This window comes from Agromyces sp. Marseille-Q5079 (genome assembly GCF_051016555.1).
Lineage (GTDB): Bacteria > Actinomycetota > Actinomycetes > Actinomycetales > Microbacteriaceae > Agromyces.
The window spans coordinates 458,588-475,987 of record NZ_JBPEJF010000003.1 but is presented as its reverse complement, the minus strand read 5'-3'; the positions used below and the strand labels follow the sequence as shown (position 1 = coordinate 475,987).

18 protein-coding genes are annotated in these 17,400 nt (G+C 70.2%); 7 read left to right on the top strand and 11 right to left on the bottom strand.

Annotated features, from left to right (window positions below; genetic code table 11):
- Positions 1-11: 11 nt before the first annotated feature.
- On the top strand, positions 12-1,472 hold the full coding sequence (locus ACR3IO_RS09665; RefSeq protein WP_434070977.1) for a catalase: 1,461 nt from the start codon (positions 12-14) through the stop codon (positions 1,470-1,472).
- 80 nt (positions 1,473-1,552) lie between these two features.
- Here ACR3IO_RS09665 and ACR3IO_RS09660 read toward each other — a convergent pair whose 3' ends face one another.
- Together ACR3IO_RS09660 and ACR3IO_RS09655 are read right to left on the bottom strand one after the other, a co-directional pair.
- Complete coding sequence (locus ACR3IO_RS09660) at positions 1,553-2,575, bottom strand: TIGR00341 family protein (RefSeq protein ID WP_434070976.1); 1,023 nt, start codon at positions 2,573-2,575, stop codon at positions 1,553-1,555.
- 74 nt (positions 2,576-2,649) lie between these two features.
- On the bottom strand, positions 2,650-4,245 hold the full coding sequence (locus tag ACR3IO_RS09655) for an AMP-binding protein (protein WP_434070975.1): 1,596 nt from the start codon (positions 4,243-4,245) through the stop codon (positions 2,650-2,652).
- Between the two features lie 128 nt (positions 4,246-4,373).
- On the opposite strand from ACR3IO_RS09655, the gene ACR3IO_RS09650 reads away from it, so the two are divergent.
- On the top strand, positions 4,374-5,600 hold the full coding sequence (locus ACR3IO_RS09650; protein WP_434070974.1) for a mechanosensitive ion channel family protein: 1,227 nt from the start codon (positions 4,374-4,376) through the stop codon (positions 5,598-5,600).
- Between the two features lie 79 nt (positions 5,601-5,679).
- Entirely contained in the window at positions 5,680-6,435 is a 756-nt protein-coding gene (locus ACR3IO_RS09645) for a maleylpyruvate isomerase N-terminal domain-containing protein (protein ID WP_434070973.1), read from the top strand.
- A 268-nt stretch (positions 6,436-6,703) separates the two neighbouring features.
- On the opposite strand, the gene ACR3IO_RS09640 is transcribed toward ACR3IO_RS09645, so the two are convergent.
- Together ACR3IO_RS09640 and ACR3IO_RS09635 are read right to left on the bottom strand one after the other, a co-directional pair.
- The gene (locus tag ACR3IO_RS09640; RefSeq protein ID WP_434070972.1) at positions 6,704-6,985 is read right to left on the bottom strand and encodes an antibiotic biosynthesis monooxygenase; all 282 of its coding nucleotides are present in this window, start codon (positions 6,983-6,985) and stop codon (positions 6,704-6,706) included.
- Positions 6,982-7,554 (bottom strand): TetR/AcrR family transcriptional regulator, encoded by a 573-nt coding sequence (locus ACR3IO_RS09635; RefSeq protein WP_434070971.1) that lies wholly within the window; start codon positions 7,552-7,554, stop codon positions 6,982-6,984. The genes ACR3IO_RS09640 and ACR3IO_RS09635 overlap by 4 nt, the downstream gene beginning before the upstream one ends.
- A 123-nt stretch (positions 7,555-7,677) precedes the next feature.
- Between ACR3IO_RS09635 and ACR3IO_RS09630 the strand changes: the two genes are divergently transcribed.
- The gene (locus ACR3IO_RS09630; RefSeq protein ID WP_434070970.1) at positions 7,678-8,949 is read left to right on the top strand and encodes an amidohydrolase family protein; all 1,272 of its coding nucleotides are present in this window, start codon (positions 7,678-7,680) and stop codon (positions 8,947-8,949) included.
- Positions 8,950-8,966: 17 nt separating this feature from the next.
- Complete coding sequence (locus ACR3IO_RS09625; RefSeq protein WP_434070969.1) at positions 8,967-9,329, top strand: hypothetical protein; 363 nt, start codon at positions 8,967-8,969, stop codon at positions 9,327-9,329.
- 65 nt (positions 9,330-9,394) lie between these two features.
- Here the strand turns inward: ACR3IO_RS09625 and ACR3IO_RS09620 are convergent, their stop codons facing one another.
- The 3 genes from ACR3IO_RS09620 to purS all read right to left on the bottom strand — a co-directional run bounded on the left by ACR3IO_RS09620 (position 9,395) and on the right by purS (position 10,912).
- The gene (locus tag ACR3IO_RS09620; protein ID WP_434070968.1) at positions 9,395-9,742 is read right to left on the bottom strand and encodes a hypothetical protein; all 348 of its coding nucleotides are present in this window, start codon (positions 9,740-9,742) and stop codon (positions 9,395-9,397) included.
- A 194-nt stretch (positions 9,743-9,936) separates the two neighbouring features.
- Complete coding sequence (purQ, locus tag ACR3IO_RS09615) at positions 9,937-10,635, bottom strand: phosphoribosylformylglycinamidine synthase subunit PurQ (protein WP_434070967.1); 699 nt, start codon at positions 10,633-10,635, stop codon at positions 9,937-9,939.
- 4 nt (positions 10,636-10,639) lie between these two features.
- Entirely contained in the window at positions 10,640-10,912 is a 273-nt protein-coding gene (purS, locus tag ACR3IO_RS09610) for a phosphoribosylformylglycinamidine synthase subunit PurS (protein ID WP_434070966.1), read from the bottom strand.
- 180 nt (positions 10,913-11,092) lie between these two features.
- Between purS and ACR3IO_RS09605 the strand changes: the two genes are divergently transcribed.
- Both ACR3IO_RS09605 and ACR3IO_RS09600 read left to right on the top strand, forming a co-directional pair.
- Positions 11,093-11,680 carry a PadR family transcriptional regulator gene (locus ACR3IO_RS09605; RefSeq protein WP_434070965.1) on the top strand — a complete coding sequence of 196 codons (588 nt, stop codon included), beginning with the start codon at positions 11,093-11,095 and terminating at the stop codon, positions 11,678-11,680.
- Between the two features lie 107 nt (positions 11,681-11,787).
- Positions 11,788-13,347, top strand: a complete 1,560-nt coding sequence (locus ACR3IO_RS09600) for an MFS transporter (protein WP_434070964.1) — start codon at positions 11,788-11,790, stop codon at positions 13,345-13,347.
- A gap of 114 nt (positions 13,348-13,461) precedes the next feature.
- On the opposite strand, the gene ACR3IO_RS09595 is transcribed toward ACR3IO_RS09600, so the two are convergent.
- The 4 genes from ACR3IO_RS09595 to kynA all read right to left on the bottom strand — a co-directional run bounded on the left by ACR3IO_RS09595 (position 13,462) and on the right by kynA (position 17,264).
- Positions 13,462-13,947: a hypothetical protein gene (locus ACR3IO_RS09595; RefSeq protein ID WP_434070963.1), complete on the bottom strand. Its 486-nt coding sequence runs from the start codon at positions 13,945-13,947 to the stop codon at positions 13,462-13,464.
- Positions 13,948-14,124: 177 nt separating this feature from the next.
- Positions 14,125-15,348, bottom strand: a complete 1,224-nt coding sequence (locus ACR3IO_RS09590; protein ID WP_434071176.1) for a kynureninase — start codon at positions 15,346-15,348, stop codon at positions 14,125-14,127.
- A 32-nt stretch (positions 15,349-15,380) separates the two neighbouring features.
- Complete coding sequence (locus ACR3IO_RS09585; RefSeq protein ID WP_434070962.1) at positions 15,381-16,382, bottom strand: amidohydrolase family protein; 1,002 nt, start codon at positions 16,380-16,382, stop codon at positions 15,381-15,383.
- A 3-nt stretch (positions 16,383-16,385) separates the two neighbouring features.
- Positions 16,386-17,264, bottom strand: a complete 879-nt coding sequence (kynA, locus tag ACR3IO_RS09580; protein WP_434070961.1) for a tryptophan 2,3-dioxygenase — start codon at positions 17,262-17,264, stop codon at positions 16,386-16,388.
- Positions 17,265-17,400: the final 136 nt, after the last annotated feature.

Here is a 17,400-nt window from a genome sequence, read left to right as displayed (position 1 = left end):
AGAAGGAACAGATGTCAGAGAACACGACCACCCAGACCGGAACGCCCGTCGCGAGCGACGCGCACTCCCTCACCGTCGGCGCCGACGGGGCCACGGTGCTCCACGACCGCTACCTCGTCGAGAAGCTCGCGCAGTTCAACCGCGAGCGCATCCCCGAGCGCATCGTGCACGCCAAGGGCGGCGGCGCGTTCGGCCGCTTCGAGGTGACGGCGGATGTCTCCGCGTACACGCGGGCCGCGGTCTTCCAGCCGGGCGCCGACTCCGAGACCCTGATGCGCTTCTCGTCTGTCGCCGGTGAGCAGGGCTCGCCCGACACGTGGCGCGACGTGCGCGGCTTCTCGGTGAAGTTCTACACGACCGAGGGCAACTACGACATCGTCGGCAACAACACCCCGGTGTTCTTCATCCGCGACGCCATCAAGTTCCCCGACTTCATCCACTCGCAGAAGCGACTGCCGGGCTCGGGCCTGCGCGACGCCGACATGCAGTGGGACTTCTGGACGCTCTCGCCCGAGTCGGCGCACCAGGTCACCTATCTGATGGGCGACCGCGGCCTGCCGAAGTCGTGGCGCGAGATGCACGGCTTCGGGTCGCACACCTACCAGTGGATCAACGCCGCAGGCGAGAAGTTCTGGGTCAAGTACCACTTCCGTTCGCAGCAGGGCGACCTGCACCTCGACGCCGAGACCGCCGAGGCGATCGCCGGCGCGGACGCCGATTTCTACCGTCGTGACCTCCACGAGGCGATCGAGGCCGGCAACCACCCCAAGTGGGACCTGCACGTGCAGGTCATGCCGTACGAGGACGCGAAGACGTACCGGTTCAACCCGTTCGACCTCACGAAGGTCTGGCCGCACGCCGACTACCCGCTGATCCCGGTCGGCACGCTGACGCTCGACCGCAACCCGCAGAACTTCTTCGCCGAGATCGAGCAGGCGGCGTTCTCGCCGGCGAACACCGTGCCGGGCATCGCGATCAGCCCCGACAAGATGCTCATGGCCCGCGTGTTCAGCTACCCCGACGCGCAGCGCTACCGCGTCGGCACGAACTACAACCAGATCCCCGTGAACGCGCCGCACGCGGCCCCCGTGCACAACTACTCGCAGGACGGCGCCCAGCGTCACGGGTTCAACGCGCCGTCGGCGCCCGTCTACGCGCCGAACTCGTTCGGCGGCCCGGTCGCGTCGGCTGAGGCCGCCGCCGAGGGCGGCTGGGAGAGCGACGGCGAGCTCGTGCGCTCGGCGTACACGTTGCGCGCCGACGACAGCGACTTCGGCCAGCCGGGCACGCTCTACCGCGACGTGTACTCGGCCGAGGCGAAGCAGCGCCTGCTCGAGACCCTGACCGGCCAGGGCGAGGCCATCACGATCGACGCGATCCGGGAGCGGTTCTTCCAGTACTGGACGAACGTCGACGCCGAGCTCGGCACCGCCCTGCGCGCCGCCGTCGGCAGCGAGGACGCCGCCGCGTAGTCGCAGCCGACCAACCGGAGGGTCGGGGTGCGAACGATTCGCGCCCCGGCCCTTCGCCTTCCGGCCCTTCGCGGTCCGGCCTAGCCGTTGCCCGAGTCCGCCGCCGGGCCGAGCTTGACCGTGTACGTCGGGATCAGCTCGACCTGCACGTCGCTCGGGTCGATGCCGGCGTCGCGGAGGGCGCTCTCGAGGGCCGCGGTGTCGGGTTCGCCGCCGTCGCCCTCGAACTTGGCGACGACGATGCCGTTCGAGGTCGTCACTGTGGTCAGGGTCCAGCCGACATCCGACCCCCACGTGTCGGCCACGCCGTGCACGGTCGCCTCGCGGGTGACGTTCTCCGCGGTCTGCACGCTCGTGATCGTGAGGGGCACGATGACCACGATGCCCATGAGCGTCAGTGCGATGGCCGTGTTCCGGCGCTTGTGCGCGATCTGACGCGCGTCGGATGGGGGCGCCGCCAACCGGCTCGCGCCGTACACGGCCATGACCACGATGCCCGTGCCGATGATCGCCGCCACGTTCGTGAGGAAGAGGAGCAGGGCGCCCAGTGACTGGTCGGGAGCCCCCGACTGCAGGGTCAGCCCCACGACCGAGAGCGGCGGCACGAGCGAGATCGCGATCGCGACGCCCGGCAGCGTGTCGGAGATGTCGCGCCGCACGAGCGCGATCGAGCCGACCACGCCCGTCGCGAGCGCGGCGAGCAGGTCGATGAGCCCCGGCGAGACCCGGCTCGCGACCTGCGAGTTGTTCGAGGCGACCACCTCGTTCACCACCATGAGGCCCACGGCGAAGCCGATGCCCACGGCCGTCGCCGCGCCCGCGACGAGCAGCAGCAGCGAGCGGATGAGCGCATCCCGATCACCGAGCACCGTTGCGAGCATCGTGCCCTGGATGGGCAGCATGAGCGGCGCGACGATCATCGCGCCGATGACGGTGGCGGTCGAATCGGCGACCACGCCGGCGGCGGCGATGATCGACGAGAGGATCAGCAGCATCCAGAAGCGGCTCAGCTTGTGCGGCGCTTGCGGGCCGTCGAACAGCACGGCGTCGCGCATGTGCGCGAGGTCGTTCAGCTGCGGTCCCGGTCGCGCGGTCTCGCTCATATCGGCCCCCTCGATACTGCGCCGGCAGGTGTGCGCGCGCCGATCCTATCGACGCGGCACCCCCGCCGATCGGCTCACGCGCCCTGCGTCGCCACCTGCCGTGCGCGCAGGTCCTTGCGCAGGATCTTGCCCGCGCTCGACTTGGGCACGACGTCGATGAACTCGACGGCACGCACCTTCTCGTGCGGGGCGACGTGCTCGGCGACGTACGCCATGACGTCGTCGGCGCCCAGCTCGGCACCGCCCTGCACGACCACGAACGCCTTCGGGATCTCCTGGCCGTCGGCGTCGGGCACGCCGATCACCGCGGCATCCGCGATCTTCGGATGACCGAGCAGCACGGCCTCGAGCACCGCAGGGGCGACCTGGTATCCCTTGTACTTGATGAGCTCCTTCAGCCGGTCGACGATGCGGTAGACGCCGTCGGCCGTGACGGTCGCGATGTCGCCCGTGTGCAGCCATCCGTCGGCGTCGAGCATGGCGGCCGTGGCCTCCGCGTTGCCGAGGTAGCCCTTCATGACCTGCGGACCGCGGATCCACAGCTCGCCGGGCTCGCTCGCGCCCTCGGCCGGGACGTCGACGTCGGTGCCGGTCTCGACCCCCACGACCCGCGCCTCGGTGTTGGGCAGCAGGTTGCCGATGCTCGAGCGGTCGAGGTCGGGCCGGTCGACGGCGATGACGTGCGTCACGGGGCTCGTCTCGGTCATGCCGTACCCCTGGCAGACGATGCAGTCGAGGCGCTCGGCCACGGCCTCGGCGAGGGCGCCGTCGAGCGGCGCGGCCCCCGAGAAGACCACCTTGACGCTCGAGAGGTCGGCCTGGCCGACGAGCGGATGCTTCGCGAGCGCGACGGCGATCGGGGGAGCGATGAACAGCCAGGTGGCCCGGTGCTCGCCGATGGCCCTGAGGAACTCGGCGAGGTCGAACTTCGGCATGGTCACGAGGCTGGCGCTGCACTTGAGCGCGTAGTTCAGCAGTACGGTCATGCCGTAGATGTGGAAGAACGGCAGCACCGCGAGCACGCGGTCCTCGCGCTCGAGCCCGATCGCGGCGATGTTCTGCGCGACGTTCGCGACGAGGTTGCGGTGCGTGAGCATGACGCCCTTCGGCCGGCCCGTCGTGCCCGAGGAGTACGGCAGCACGGCGAGGTGCTCGGCCGGGTCGAACGAGACGTCGGGAGCCGGATGCCCCTCGCCGAGCAGGTCCCGCAGCGAGGGATGCCCCTCGGCGCCGTCGAGCACGACGAGGTGGTCGTCGGCGATGCCGACCTGCTCCGCCGCGGCCTTCGCCCCGGGCAGCAGCGGCGACACCGTGAAGAACCAGGTGGCGCCCGCATCCGACAGCTGGCTCGCGATCTCGCCGGGCGTGTAGAGCGAGTTCACGGTCGTCGCCGTGGCGCCCGACCGGAGGATGCCGTGGAACACGGTCGCGAATGCGGGCACGTTCGGGCAGAGCACCGCGACGACGTCGCCGACGCCCACGCCTCGCGCGGCGAGCGCTCCGGCCAGCAGCGAGACCTGCCCGACGAGCTGCCGATAGGTCGTCTCGGCGCCGCTCGAGCCGTCGACGATCGCGACGGTGTCGAGGTCGCCCTCGCCCAGGTCGCCGAACAGGAAGTCGAACACGGACTGGTCGGGAATGGTCGCGTCGGGGCGCGGGCTGCGGGCCATCGGATCTCCTTCGATCAACGGATGCAGCCCATCATCCGCCATCCCCATCGTCGACGGAAGGGCGGATGCCGCGTCCAGCCGGCACGGAAGGTGCCTGCCTAGGCTGGGGCGAATCCGAAGGGAGACTCATGCAGACCCTGCTCGACACCCACCCGTGGATCCGATTCCTCGCCGCCATCCTGATCGTCGTCGTGGCGGTGCTCGCCGTCTCGGCCGTCGCCTCGCTCATCGTGCGGGCGATCGCACGCCGTCGCGACTGGGCGGCGATCCTCATCGAACGCGCCCGATGGCCGTTCCGGAGCCTGCTGCTCGTCGTCGGGCTCTGGATCGCCGTGCGCATCGCGTTCCCCGAGCAGGACTGGCTGCCGGCGCTCGAGCACCTCGCGCTCATCCTCGTCATCGCGCTGGGCGCGTGGCTCGTGTGCCAGGTCTTCCTGTTCCTGGCCGACATCAGCGTCTCGCGGTACGACGTCGATGTCGCCGACAACCAGGTCGCCAGGCGCGTCCGCACGCAGATGCAGATCGTGCGACGCCTCGTGGTGGTCGTGATCGTCGTCGTGGCGATCGGGTCGATCCTGCTCACGTTCGACCAGGTGCGTGCGGTGGGCGCGAGCGTGCTCGCGTCGGCGGGCATCGCCTCGATCGTGGCCGGCCTCGCGGCGCAGACCATGCTCGCCAATGTCTTCGCCGGCGTGCAGATCGCGTTCAGCGAGGCGATCCGCGTCGACGACGTGGTCGTGGTCGACGGCGAATGGGGCCGCATCCGCGAGATCACGCTCACCTACGTCGTCGTGGTCACGTGGGACGAGCGCACGGTCGTGCTGCCCTGCACGTACTTCACGACGACGCCGTTCGAGAACTGGACGAAGTACGGCAGCGCGCTCATCGGGTCGGTCGAGTTCGACGTCGACTGGCGCGTCTCGACCGACGCCATGCGCGAGGAGCTCGATCGCGTCCTCGCGGGCACGGAGCTGTGGGACGGGCGCACGTCCGTGCTGCAGGTCACCGAGGCGACGGGCGGCTTCGTGCGGGTGCGCGTGCTCGTGAGCGCGAACGACTCGGCCGCGCTCTGGGACCTCCGCTGCGTGGTCCGCGAGCAGCTCGTCGAGTGGGTGCGCGAGACGGATGCCGCGGCGCTTCCGCGCCAACGGGTGCTCATCGGCGACCCGGCCGAGGAGATCGCCGAGGCGACGCCGTCCGCGGCGACCCACGCGGAACCGGAACGCGAGCGGCCGGGGCTCTTCTCCGGCACCGCCGACGGCGAGGAGCGGGCCGAGTCGTTCACCGCGGCGATCCCGGTGCAGCGCATCGAGAGCCCGGATGCCGGGAGCCCAGCAGACGTGATCGGTCGCTGACCACGATGGCGCCATGCGCGCCATCCGACGGGCGTGGTAGAACGGCGGGATGCACGAGATTCTCGCGTTCCCCGATCAGTTGCGGCTGATCGACGAACGGTCGGCCGCCTTCCGTGCTGCGGTCGCCGCGGCACCGAGTCTCGACGTTCAGATGCCGACCCACCCCACGCGGACGCTGTTCGATCACGTGCAACACGTTGGCGTGGGTCGCCGCAAGGCAGCCGCCATCGTCGCCGCCGGGCCCGCGGACGGTCCGCCGGAGGAGTCCGCCTGGGGAGGGGGCGCGGGTGCGCCTCGGGAGCGCGAGGCGCTCCTGGCCTGGTGGGTCGAGTCCGTCGAGCACCTGGAGGGCGTGCTGCGCGAGGCGGGCCCGCATCGCCGTTGCTGGACATGGTGGGCGGATTCGCCCTCGCCGCAGACCTCCGGGGCCTGGGCGCGGCGCCAGCTCCACGAGATCGCGGTGCACTCCTACGACGTCCAGCTGGCCGGGGGTCCACCGCAGCCGATTCCGGAGAAGATCGCCCTCGACGGTTTCGACGACTGCCAGTTCACCCTCTGCGCGACGACGGTCGCCTGGCCGCACGACCCCGCCGTCGTCGAGTACCACGCCACCGAGGGCCGCTCCTGGCGCCTCCGGCTGTCCCTCGACGGCGCACAGGTCACCCACCTCGCACCCGCTGCCGGCGAGGGTCACCAGGCGCCCGACGCCTCCGCCCGGGGCACGGCCAGTGACCTGGTCCTGTTCTTCTACGGCCGCATACCGCTGGAGTCGCTCGAGTTCGAAGGCGACCGGCGGATCTTCGATCAGCTCGCAGCCTGGGACCCGTCCGTCTGACAGCCGACGAGCGGCCTCCCGCGAATTGCGCCCTCCCAATGGATGGATGGCCCGGAACGGCGCTGACCCGAATTACATGATCGTGAGCGAACCCGTCGCCGGCACTGCGCGGCTGCACCCGATCCCCAGGGTGCCATGGCCGCCCAGAGAGTCGACCGCCCGATGTTCCGTAGACCGGTCCCTCAGCGGATCCTTCGTCGACACGGCTGAGACTGGTGGCGGTCCCACTCGGTAGTAGAGGTGTGGATCGAGTCGTGTTCCCGGTTGGTCAGCGAACGTCGCCGCGCAGCCCGTCGATCGGGCGCTCATCCCAGGTCGCGAAAGGGTCGTTGCCGACCTCCGCCATCAGTGCGGGTCGTGCGGCTGCCGCGGCGTCTTCAGACTCCCAGAGCGCGATGCCCACAAGACGGCCGCTCCCATCGTCCACGACGCCGGTCCATTCCAACCCCGGCTGTTCCCGGGCGACTCGGCCGTACCGCTGCATCGAGTCGAGCACCGCTTCCCGGTGCTCGGGCTTCGGCGAGTGCACAGAGACGACGGCGTACGTCATGTCGAGACGGACCATCCGCGACGAAGGTTCGTGAAGATCACCTGAAGTGCGGTGTCGGGCGAGGCTTCTCGCGCCGCGATGTCCGGGCTTTCCAGGATGAAGCGTGCCAACGCTCGCGCGGCCGGCGCACCCAGAACGTCGTGCCTGCTCAGTTCTGCGGTCAACGCATCCTCGCAGTCGGTCCATTTCTGGCGGACATGCGCGCGGAGTTGCGGGGTGGAGAAAATGAGCTCGAGTATCTCATCACGTTTACCGTCGTTGGACGTGAATGGCAGCCGACTGATCATGAACGCCTCGATGGCGCTCAGCGGGTCGGTTCCCGCGGGCCGCTGCTCGATCGCACGGACGAGTTCGGCTTCTCGATCTTCTTCGCGGTCGAAGATCAGAGCGACTTTGCCTTCCGGGTAGTAGGTGAAGAGCGTCGTCAGCGCGACATCCGCCTCGTCAGCGATCTCAGCAACCGTGACCTGATCGAATCCACGCTCGAGGAAGAGTCGGGTCGCCGCCGTGCGGAGCGCCACCCGCGTTTGTGCGCGTTTGCGCTCGCGCAAGCCTCCGGTAACTGCCATGGATCAATGTTAGCCACATCGCGGACCAAGTCCTAAATCGGTATGACTCCAATTATGAAACGACTACGGTTTTGCGTATGCTTGGCGCACCACGTATTGCCGAGAGAGATGAAGGAACCCACCGTGACGAGGACCGCAATCATCAACGCCAGAATTTTCGACGGCGAAAGGGTGCTTGATGACACCACTGTCGTGATCGAAGGAACCGACATCACCGCCGTCGGCGGTGAGGTTCCCCGGGATGCACTGATCGTCGAAGCAACTGGTGCGACGCTGCTTCCGGGGCTGATCGATTCGCACGTGCACACCTCGGTCGAGGCGCTTGAACTCGCCTTGACGTTCGGTGTGACCACTGAACTCGAGATGCAGGGCATGTTCACGAAGAGCAAGCGTGGCCACGTCGCCGACAACGACCGCCTGGCCGACGTGCGCTCCGCCGGATTCGGCATCACACCTCCGGGCGGGCATCCCAGCGAGCTCATGGGCGGCGAACACGACGGCGGCGATGACGAAGCCCCGTGGGAAGACGCCGACGACGCCGAAGGTGCGAGTTTCTGGAAAGACGTCGTGATGCCGTTCTCGACCACGCCCGAAGAGGCGGTCGCGTTCATTCCCCGACTCGCCGAGGCGGGGTCGGACTACATCAAGTTCATGATCGACGACGGAACCGTCGAGGGCGCACCGGGCCTCCCCCTCCTCAGCGACGACATCGTGATGGCCGGTGTTGCCGAGGCGCACCGACTCCACCTCCTGACCGTCGCGCACACCCTGACCATCGATGCGACGCTCACGGCGGTGAATGCGGGAATCGATGGGCTGGTTCACCTGTTCATGGACCGGCCCCACACCGCTGCGATCATCGATCGGATCGCGGCCTCCGCCGCGTTCGTCGTTCCCTGCCTCACTCTGAACGCCTCGATGATGGGCATCACCGCGACCGAATTCGCCGCAGACCCGCGCGTGCGATCCAAGCTCGACGAGGCCTGGATCGCGACCCTGAACAGCAGCTACGACAGATACCCGCAAGGTGACCTCGACGACGTGTTCGCGTCCGTCAGAGCACTCCACCAAGCCGGAGTCGACATCCTCGTCGGAACGGACGTCTCCTTTCCGCTGCCCGTTCTCGGAGGAATGGCGCACGGCGCGAGCGTGCACCACGAACTGCAACTGCTCGTGCGAGCCGGACTCACCCCCGCGGAGGCCCTCCGCGCCGCCACCGCAACGCCTGCCCGCCGCTTCGGACTCTCCGATCGCGGACGCATCCAGAAAGGCCTGCGAGCCGACCTGCTGCTCGTCGACGGCGACCCGACGACGAACATCACCGACACGCTCAACACCCGCCAAGTGTGGCGCCGCGGTACGGCGCTCGACGCACAGTTCGGAGCGACGCGCTGAGCGGATCCATACGGGCGGTGAGCCCGACGATGCCCCCGGTGATCGAGGGTGCTGCAGAGGCGGCGAACACCGAAGTGACCGTCGGCGACGGCGATCCGCTGGGACCGTTCGGATCACAGACGGTGCTTGCCCCAGTCCAGACCACCGGAGGCGAAGGAACGCGACACTGGCTCCCCGCCGCCGTCAGCTGGGCGCCCGACAGCGCCGCCCTGCGCTTCGTCGGCTGGGAGTTGCCGGCGTCCGATGATGGTGCAGTGAGCGCGGCACTCCTCATCGTGCCCGTGGAGAGCACGACAGCCCCTTCGATCCTGTGGGAGGGTCCCGCCGCCGGGCCGGCGACGAGCGTCCCGCAGAACGACTTCCAGAGTTGGAGCCGATAGGGGAGCCGACTCCCTGATCCTCGCCGCCGGCCGGATGCCGTGGCGCGGCGCGGCATCCGCTCGATTCAGGAGTTCGTGCCGTCGTCCGTGCCGGACTGCTGGTCCTGCGGCACGCCGGGTCCGCCTTGGCCGGGACCGCCCTGCGGGGGCTGGCCGTCGCCGGGGAACTGGCCGGCGCCGCCCTCGAAGGAGCCCTGGGTGCCGGAGGGCACGCCGAGCAAGCCGTTCAGGATCGAGCTTGCCGAGCCGACGGCGAAGCCGCCCGTGAACGAGAGCAGCACGAGCAGCGCGCCGCCGGTGATGAGCACCCAGAGCCGGCGGTACCACGGCGTCTTCGGCCCGGTCGCGGGCGCTGCGGGTGGCCCGCTCGTCGCGTCGACGAGTGGTTCGGTGCTGGGGTGCGTGGCGGTCATGAGCTCCTCCGAGGCCGGCGGCGGGGCGCGTCCCCGCGAGTCGGACCCAGCCAAGTCGACGTCGCTATGCCGGCGCCCTCAGCGGTCGATGAATCCGCCCAGAGGGGGAGCATCGCCTGTACCCGGGGTGCCCCCGAACGTGCTCATTCGCGGCATTCGCTCATGCACTGAGCGGATGCTGCGGACCGGTGCGGCTACGCCTCGACGAGGGCCGTGCGGATGACGCTCGTGAAGAAGCCGAGTCCGTCGACGCCGGACCGCATGGCGGCCGCGGTGTCGGGGCCGAAGCCGGGCTCGACCGCGTGCTCGGGGTGCGGCATGAGGCCGACGACGTTGCCGCGGGCGTTCGTGATGCCCGCGATGTCGCGCATCGAGCCGTTGGGGTTCACGTCGACGTAGCGGAACACCACGCGACCCTCGCCCTCGAGCCGGTCGAGCGTGTCGGCGTCGGCGATGAATCCGCCCTCGCCGTTCTTCAGCGGGATGGTGATCTGCTGGCCGGCTTCAAAGCCTGCGGTCCAGGCGGTGTCGGCGTTCTCGACCGTGAGCACCTGGTCGCGGCAGATGAACGAGCCGTGGTCGTTGCGGATCAGGCCGCCCTCGAGCAGGTGCGCCTCGGTGAGCATCTGGAAGCCGTTGCAGATGCCGAGCACGGGCAGGCCGGCGTTCGCGGCGTCGACGACCTCGGTCATGATCGGACTGAGCGAGGCGATCGCGCCGCAGCGCAGGTAGTCGCCGTAGCTGAAGCCGCCGGGCAGGATCAGCGCGTCGACGCCCTCGAGGTCGTGCGAGCCGTGCCAGAGGGCGACGGGCTCGGCGCCGGCGAGGCGAACCGCGCGCTGCGCGTCGCGGTCGTCGAGCGATCCGGGGAAGGTGATGACGCCGATGCGCATGGGCTCAGTCCTCGGTCGGCTCGGCGGCCTCGTCGCCGAAGTCGATGTTGACGACGTCTTCGATGACCGAGTTGGAGAGGATCTCCTCGGCGATCTGCTGCACGCTCGCGCGCAGCTCGTCGTCGACCGGACCGTCGACGGTGAGTTCGAATCGCTTGCCGATGCGCACGGAGCTGAAGCCCGTGCGTCCGGTGCGGGAGAGGGCGCCGGCGACGGCCTTCCCCTGGGGGTCGAGCAGTTCGGCCTTGGGCATCACGTCGACGACGATGGTGGGCACCGCGGTTCTCCGTCCGGTGTCGAGGGTGTGGATGCCTCGATTCTACCGGGGCGGGCGGCGGCGCGCGGCCACCCCCTCGTCGACGTCGGCGGCCGCGTTCGGCCGCGCGTTGCGGCATCCGAATTCCGGATGTATTATTCCGGTTGGAATAAACGCACCGGAACATGATTGGAGCAGCGGATGCCGCAGCTGAACCCGCTCGCGTTCTCGGCGCTCGCCATCCTGATCGACGCCCCGATGCATCCGTACGAGATGTACCAGCTGATGCTGGCGCGCAAGGAGGACCGCGTCGTCAAGGTGAGCGCCGGGTCGCTCTACCGCGCGGTCGAACGGCTCGCACGCGACGGGCTGATCGCCCCGACGTCGACCGAGCGCATGGGCAATCGGCCGGAGCGCACGGTCTACACCGTGACCGAGGCGGGCCGTGTCGCGTTCGACGAGAGCCTCGAGGAGATGCTCGCCCGGCACGTCAACGAGTTCCCCGAGTTCCCGCTCGCCGTCGGCGAAGCCCACAACCTGCCGGTCGAGCGCGTCGTCGAGCTGCTCGGCGCCCGGCTCGACGCCGTCCGCGACGGCATCGCCTGGCACGACGCCGCCACGGTGCGCATCGCCTCGAAGGGCAAGCCCAAGAGCGTCGTGCTGAACGTCTACTACACCCGCGCGATGCTCGCCGCCGAGGCCGACTGGCTCGCGCAGACCATCGACGAACTCCGCTCGGGCGAGCTCGAGTGGCCGTCGGGCGCCCCGCGCGCCGCTCCGCCGACCTGACCGCGCAGCGGCCCACCTGACCCGACCGCATCGCGGCGCACCTGACCCGACCACATCGCGGTCCACCCGACCCGACCGCCCAGCGGTCCCCCGTTCTGGAGGAACACATGCCAACCGAACACCGCCAGCCCGGAAGGCTGCAGACCGAGTACAAGCCCTGGCCGGCGCTCTGGGCGCTCGTCATCGGCTTCTTCATGATCCTGGTCGACTCGACCATCGTCTCGATCGCCAACCCCGCCATCATGCGCGACCTCGACACCGACCTCACGGCGGTGCTCTGGGTGACGAGCGCGTACCTGCTCGCCTACGCCGTACCGCTGCTCATCACCGGTCGCCTCGGCGATCGCTTCGGCCCGAAGAACGTCTACCTCGTCGGCCTCGCGGTCTTCACGCTCTCCTCGCTCTGGTGCGGACTCTCCGACGACATCACCATGCTGATCGTCGCGCGCGTCGTGCAGGGGCTCGGCGCCGCACTGATGACGCCGCAGACGATGGCGGTCATCACGCGCATCTTCCCGCCGCAGCAGCGCGGGGCGGCGATGGGCCTCTGGGGCGCCGTCGCCGGCGTCGCGACGCTCGTCGGCCCGATCCTCGGCGGCGTGCTCGTCGACTCGCTCGGCTGGGAGTGGATCTTCATCGTCAACGTGCCCGTCGGCGTCGTCGCGTTCATCCTCGCGGTGCGGCTCGTGCCGAAGCTCGAGACCCACCAGCACTCCTTCGACTGGCTCGGCGTGGTGCTGAGCGCGGTCGGCATGTTCCTCGTGATCTTCGGCATCCAGGAGGGCTCGACCTACGACTGGGGCACCATCACCGGGCCGATCACCGTGTGGGGCCTGATCATCACGGGCCTCGTGGTGCTCGTGGCCTTCGTCGTCTGGCAGCGCTTCAACCGCAAGGAGCCGCTGCTGCCCCTCGACCTCTTCACGGACCGCAACTTCGCCCTGTCGAACGCCGCGATCACCTTCGTCGGCTTCGCCATCGTCGCCATGCCGCTGCCGCTCGCGTTCTACTACCAGGTGGCCCGCGGCCTCGAGCCCACGCAGGCCGCGCTCATGCTCGTGCCGATGGCCGTCGTCTCGGGCGTGATGGCGCCCTTCATCGGGCGGATGACCGACCGCGTCGACCCGAAGTGGATCGCATTCGGCGGCTTCACCATCACCGCGGGTGCGCTCGCCGCGATGTCCCTGCTCATCACGCCCGACGTCGAGCTCTGGGTGCTGCTCATCCCGGCCGCGTTCCTCGGCCTCGGCCTGTCGGGCATCTGGGCGCCGCTCGCGTCGACCGCGACGCGCAACCTGCCGCCCCAGCAGGCGGGTGCCGGCTCGGGCGTCTACAACATGACGCGCCAGTTCGGCTCGGTCTTCGGCGCCGCCGCCATCACCGCGCTCATGAACGCCCGGCTCGAGGTGAACCTCCCCGGGTTCGCCGAGGCCGGTGGCGAGCAGTCGAGCACGCCCGGCCAGGCGCTGCCGCCGCAGATCCTCGGTGGGTTCACCGATGCCATGTCGCAGTCGCTGTGGCTGCCCGTCATCGGGTTCGCGATCGGTGCCGTGCTGGTGCTGTTCTTCGCCAAGCCGAAGGTGACGGTCGACTGGGCGCGCACGGGCGCCGCTGCGCAGACGGATGCCGCGGCTCCCACGACCGGCTCGCTCTCGTCGGTCGACTGAGCGACGTCGCACGCCCCGACGAGAACGGAGCGCATCAGGACCCGATGAGGGTCCCGATGCGCTCCGTTCCTCGTGCGGCGTGTTCCCCTTCGCCGAGCTCGAATCGTGCGGCCGTCAGCCTCGTCGGCGGCCGATCGAACGGACGACGAAGGTGAGGGCGAGCACGGCCGCCGCGCCGACGGCGATCACGAGGCCAGGGTTCTCCCGGTACCGCGCCTGCACGTAGCCGACGCCGTCGTCGACGAGTCCGCGGCCGGTCTCGTACGCCTGCTGCGCCTGCGCCTGGGTGGCGTCGAGCGCCTCCGCGCCGGCATCCTTCGCCTGGGCCGCGGCCGACTTGAGGCCGCCGACCACGTCGTCGACGGTGGCCTTCGCGTCGTCGATGGCGCCGGAGACGGCGCTCGCAGCGGCACCGGCGGCGTCGCCGGCGTTCTTCACGGCGTCGCCGGCGTGCTTCGCCGCATCGTCGGCGTGCTTCGCCGCGTCCGCGGCGGCCCCTCGCACCTCGTCCGTGGCGCGGGCCGCGGCATCCGTGACCTTCTCTGCTGCCTCGCGTGCCGCCGCCGTGGCATCCGAGCTCGTGCGGTCCGTGTCCGTCATGCTGCCCTCCTGGCGTTCGGGAACGGGCATGCGGCCGGTCGTGGCCGCTCACCCGTCTGGTGGTGCGGCCATGCTACGTCGCGGCGCAGGGGATCGCCCGATCCCGGTGGAGGGGTTGTCAGGGCGCTCCGCGGGTGGTAGCGGGCGCGGAGTGCGGGCGGGTGTACGCCGTCGGCGTCAGGCCAGCCCGGCGCGTTCGAGCAGCACCTGCTTGAGCACGTCGCGCGTGGCGGCCATGCCCCGGTGCACCTCCTCGAAGCTCGTCGACAACGGCGAGAGCCCGATGCGGATGCCGCCGGGGTCGCGGTAGTCGGGAATGACGTCCTGCTGCCAGAGCCGGGCGACGACCTCGCGCATCTCGGGGTGGAGGAAGGTCACGTGCCCGCCGCGGCGGTCGGTCTCGTCGGGCGACGCGAGGGTCACGCCGAGCGGCGCGAGCCACTCGGCCGCGAGCGAGATGGCGAACTCGGTGAGCGCGATCGACTTCGCGCGGATGGCGGGCATGCCGGCATCCTCGATCATGCCGAGGGTCTCCTGCATCGCGAGCATGCCGACGACCGGGGCGGTGCCGCTGACGAAGCGCTGCATGCCGGGCGCGGGATGGTACTCGGGCCCCATGAGGAACATGTCGGTCGTGCCCCACCAGCCCTGGATCGGCTGTTCGAGCACGGCCTGCAGGTCTTCGCGGACGTACGCGAACGCGGGGGAGCCGGGTCCGCCGTTGAGGTACTTGTACGTGCAGCCGACGGCCAGGTCGAAGCCCCAGCGGTCGGCCTCGACGGGCACGGACCCCGCCGAGTGGCAGAGGTCCCAGAGGATGAGCGCGCCGGCGTCGTGCGCGATGCGCGTGAGCAGCGGGGCGTCGGCCAGGTACGCCGACCGGTACGCCACGTGCGAGACCACCACGAGCGCGGTCTGCGGGCCGACCGCCGCCGCGAGCTGCTCGGGGGTGACGCCGGCCGCGGTGTCGACGTCGATCCAGCGCAGGGTCAGTCCGCGCTCCTTCGCGATGCCGTCGAGCACGTAGCGGTCGGTCGGGAAGTTGTCGGTGTCGACCACGATCTCGGTGCGGGCGGGGTCGCGGGCGACCTGCGCGTCGACGGCCGCGCGGGCGAGCTTGTAGAGCAGCACCGTCGTCGAGTCGCCGATGATCGTCTGCCCTGCCTTCGCCTCGATGACGGCGCGGCCGATGCGATCGCCGATCTCGTTCGGCAGGCGGAGCCAGGACTCGTCCCAGCCTCGGATGAGGCGGCCGCCCCAGCTCTCGCGGAGGAACTCCTCGACGCGCGAGATCGCCGACTTCGGCGGGCGGCCGAGCGAATTGCCGTCGAAGTAGACGAGGTCGGTCTCGGCGCCCTCGAAGCGAGCCCGGTGGTGCGCGAGGCCGTCGGAGCGGTCCATGCGCCGGGCGAACGCCAGGTGCTGGTCGAGGGTCACAGGGCCTCCAGTTCTTCGGCGGGGACGACGACGGCCGAGGCGAGCCAGCCCGGCACGGCGTCGAGGTCGGCGGGCGGGGGACCCGGCACGAAGGTCGCGATGCCGGTGGCGCCCGCCGGTCGCGGCCATGGGTCGGTGATCGCCTCGAGCAGGTCGGATGCCGCGAGCCCCGCCTCCGCGAGCAGCGCGAGCTCGGCGGGGTTCACCCCGAGCGGCTGGTCGCCGTTGCCGAGGTCGGTGCCGTAGAGCACGCGCCCCCCCGCGGCGCGGAAGCGGCGGAGGTTGTCGATGGCGCACGCCGACTCGGGCGTGCGCTCGCCGTAGCCGGCGACGAAGAGCGTGGAGATCCAGCGCTGCCCGAGCGCGACGGCCTGCGCGATGAGCTCGTCGTCGACGCGCTCCGAGAACGGCGTGTGGGCGAGGGCGTCGACCCCGGCCTCGACGGCGCGGCGCGTCATCCGCTCGCCCTCGACGTGGGCGACCACGGGAAGGCCGCGATCGTGCGCCGCTCGCACGATCTCGTCGAGGGTCGCCGCGTCGAGCACAGGGCCGGCGGCCGCGTTCAGCGCCACCTTGATGACGGATGCCCCGAACGCGTGCTGCTCGGCGACCGCCGTCTCGGCCGGCCCGGGCAGGGACCCCCGCTCGTCGCGGTCGCTCGGACGGATCTCGTGTGCGCAGCCCTCGGGCGCCCACGGCCGGCCGATCGGGTACCCGCCCGGAACGGTGAGGAAGGCGCCGGCGAAGTCGGCCCGCGGGAATCCGTTGCGCGAGCGCAGCGCGGCGACGAGGTCGAGCGGGGCGCCGAGGTCGACGATGCCCGCGAGCGAGGAGTCGGCGAGCGCGTCGACGCCCACGATCATGAGGTGCACGTGGTGGTCGACGAGGGGCGGCAGCCGCGTGCCGACGTCGCCGGGGTGGTCGCCGTTCAGCGAGCGGCGCGCGGGCTGCGCGGTCGCGCCGAGGTCGACGGGGCGGGGGTCATCGGTCTGCGTCATGGGTCACCCGGGGATCTCGGTTCGCACCGCGTAGAGCTCGGGGAAGAACGTGAGTTCGAGCGCCCGCTGCAGGAAGGTCGCGCCGCTCGAGCCGCCGGTGCCGCGCTTGTTGCCGATGATGCGCTCGACCGTCTTGAGGTGCCGGAACCGCCAGAGCTGGAAGTTGTCCTCGAGGTCGACGAGCTCCTCGCAGGTCTCGTACGCGGCCCAGTGCTCGTCGGTGTGCGCGTAGATCTGGGCGAACACGGGCACGAGCTCGGGCACGAACGTCCAGGCCTGCGTCACGTCGCGTTCGAGCACGGACTGCGGGATCGGATAGCCGGCGCGGGAGAGCAACCGGAGGAACTCGTCGTAGAGACTCGGCGTCTCGAGTGCCGCGGTGAGGACGGCGCTGGCTTCGGGGTCGGATTCGAAGACCTGCAGCATGCGCGCGTTCTTGTTGCCCAGTACGAACTCGACGGCGCGGTACTGGAACGACTGGAACCCGCTCGCGTTGCCGAGCACGCCGCGGAACTGCGCGTACTCGGCCGGGGTCAGCGTCGCGAGCACGGACCACTGCTCGGTGAGCGTCTTCTGGATGTGCTTCACCCGTGCGACGCACTTGAGCGCCCTCGCGAGCTCGTCGGCCCGCAGCAGGTCGCGCGCGGTCTCGAGCTCGTGCAGCACGAGCTTGAGCCAGAGCTCGGTGGTCTGGTGCTGGATGATGAACAGCAGTTCGTCGTGGTGCTCGGGGCGGGAGATCGGCCGCTGCGCGCTGAGCAGGGTGGGCAGGTCGAGGTAGCCGCCGTAGCTCATGCGATCGCTGAAATCCGTGACGACGGATGCCTCGATGTGCCGTGTGTTCGCCTCGACGCCGTCGACCGCATCCTCGTGTTCGCTCACGGCCTCAGCCTAGCCGCGGGCCTCGAGGGTCGACGGTTCGGGCGCGGCGGGCATTTCCCCCCGACCGGAATCCCGGTCGTCTGCCCGCCGCACCGCATCCTTCTCCCCCAAGAAGGCCGTTCGCCTCGAACGTCAG

Coding starts and splice junctions, on each gene's coding strand:
- ACR3IO_RS09665 (WP_434070977.1), top strand. CDS start 12: ATGTCAGAGAACACGACCACCCAGACCGGAACGCCCGTCGCGAGCGAC.
- ACR3IO_RS09660 (WP_434070976.1), bottom strand. CDS start 2,575: ATGAGCGAGACCGCGCGACCGGGACCGCAGCTGAACGACCTCGCGCAC.
- ACR3IO_RS09655 (WP_434070975.1), bottom strand. CDS start 4,245: ATGGCCCGCAGCCCGCGCCCCGACGCGACCATTCCCGACCAGTCCGTG.
- ACR3IO_RS09650 (WP_434070974.1), top strand. CDS start 4,374: ATGCAGACCCTGCTCGACACCCACCCGTGGATCCGATTCCTCGCCGCC.
- ACR3IO_RS09640 (WP_434070972.1), bottom strand. CDS start 6,985: ATGACGTACGCCGTCGTCTCTGTGCACTCGCCGAAGCCCGAGCACCGG.
- ACR3IO_RS09635 (WP_434070971.1), bottom strand. CDS start 7,554: ATGGCAGTTACCGGAGGCTTGCGCGAGCGCAAACGCGCACAAACGCGG.
- ACR3IO_RS09620 (WP_434070968.1), bottom strand. CDS start 9,742: ATGACCGCCACGCACCCCAGCACCGAACCACTCGTCGACGCGACGAGC.
- purQ (WP_434070967.1), bottom strand. CDS start 10,635: ATGCGCATCGGCGTCATCACCTTCCCCGGATCGCTCGACGACCGCGAC.
- ACR3IO_RS09605 (WP_434070965.1), top strand. CDS start 11,093: ATGCCGCAGCTGAACCCGCTCGCGTTCTCGGCGCTCGCCATCCTGATC.
- ACR3IO_RS09600 (WP_434070964.1), top strand. CDS start 11,788: ATGCCAACCGAACACCGCCAGCCCGGAAGGCTGCAGACCGAGTACAAG.
- ACR3IO_RS09595 (WP_434070963.1), bottom strand. CDS start 13,947: ATGACGGACACGGACCGCACGAGCTCGGATGCCACGGCGGCGGCACGC.
- ACR3IO_RS09590 (WP_434071176.1), bottom strand. CDS start 15,348: ATGGACCGCTCCGACGGCCTCGCGCACCACCGGGCTCGCTTCGAGGGC.
- ACR3IO_RS09585 (WP_434070962.1), bottom strand. CDS start 16,382: ATGACGCAGACCGATGACCCCCGCCCCGTCGACCTCGGCGCGACCGCG.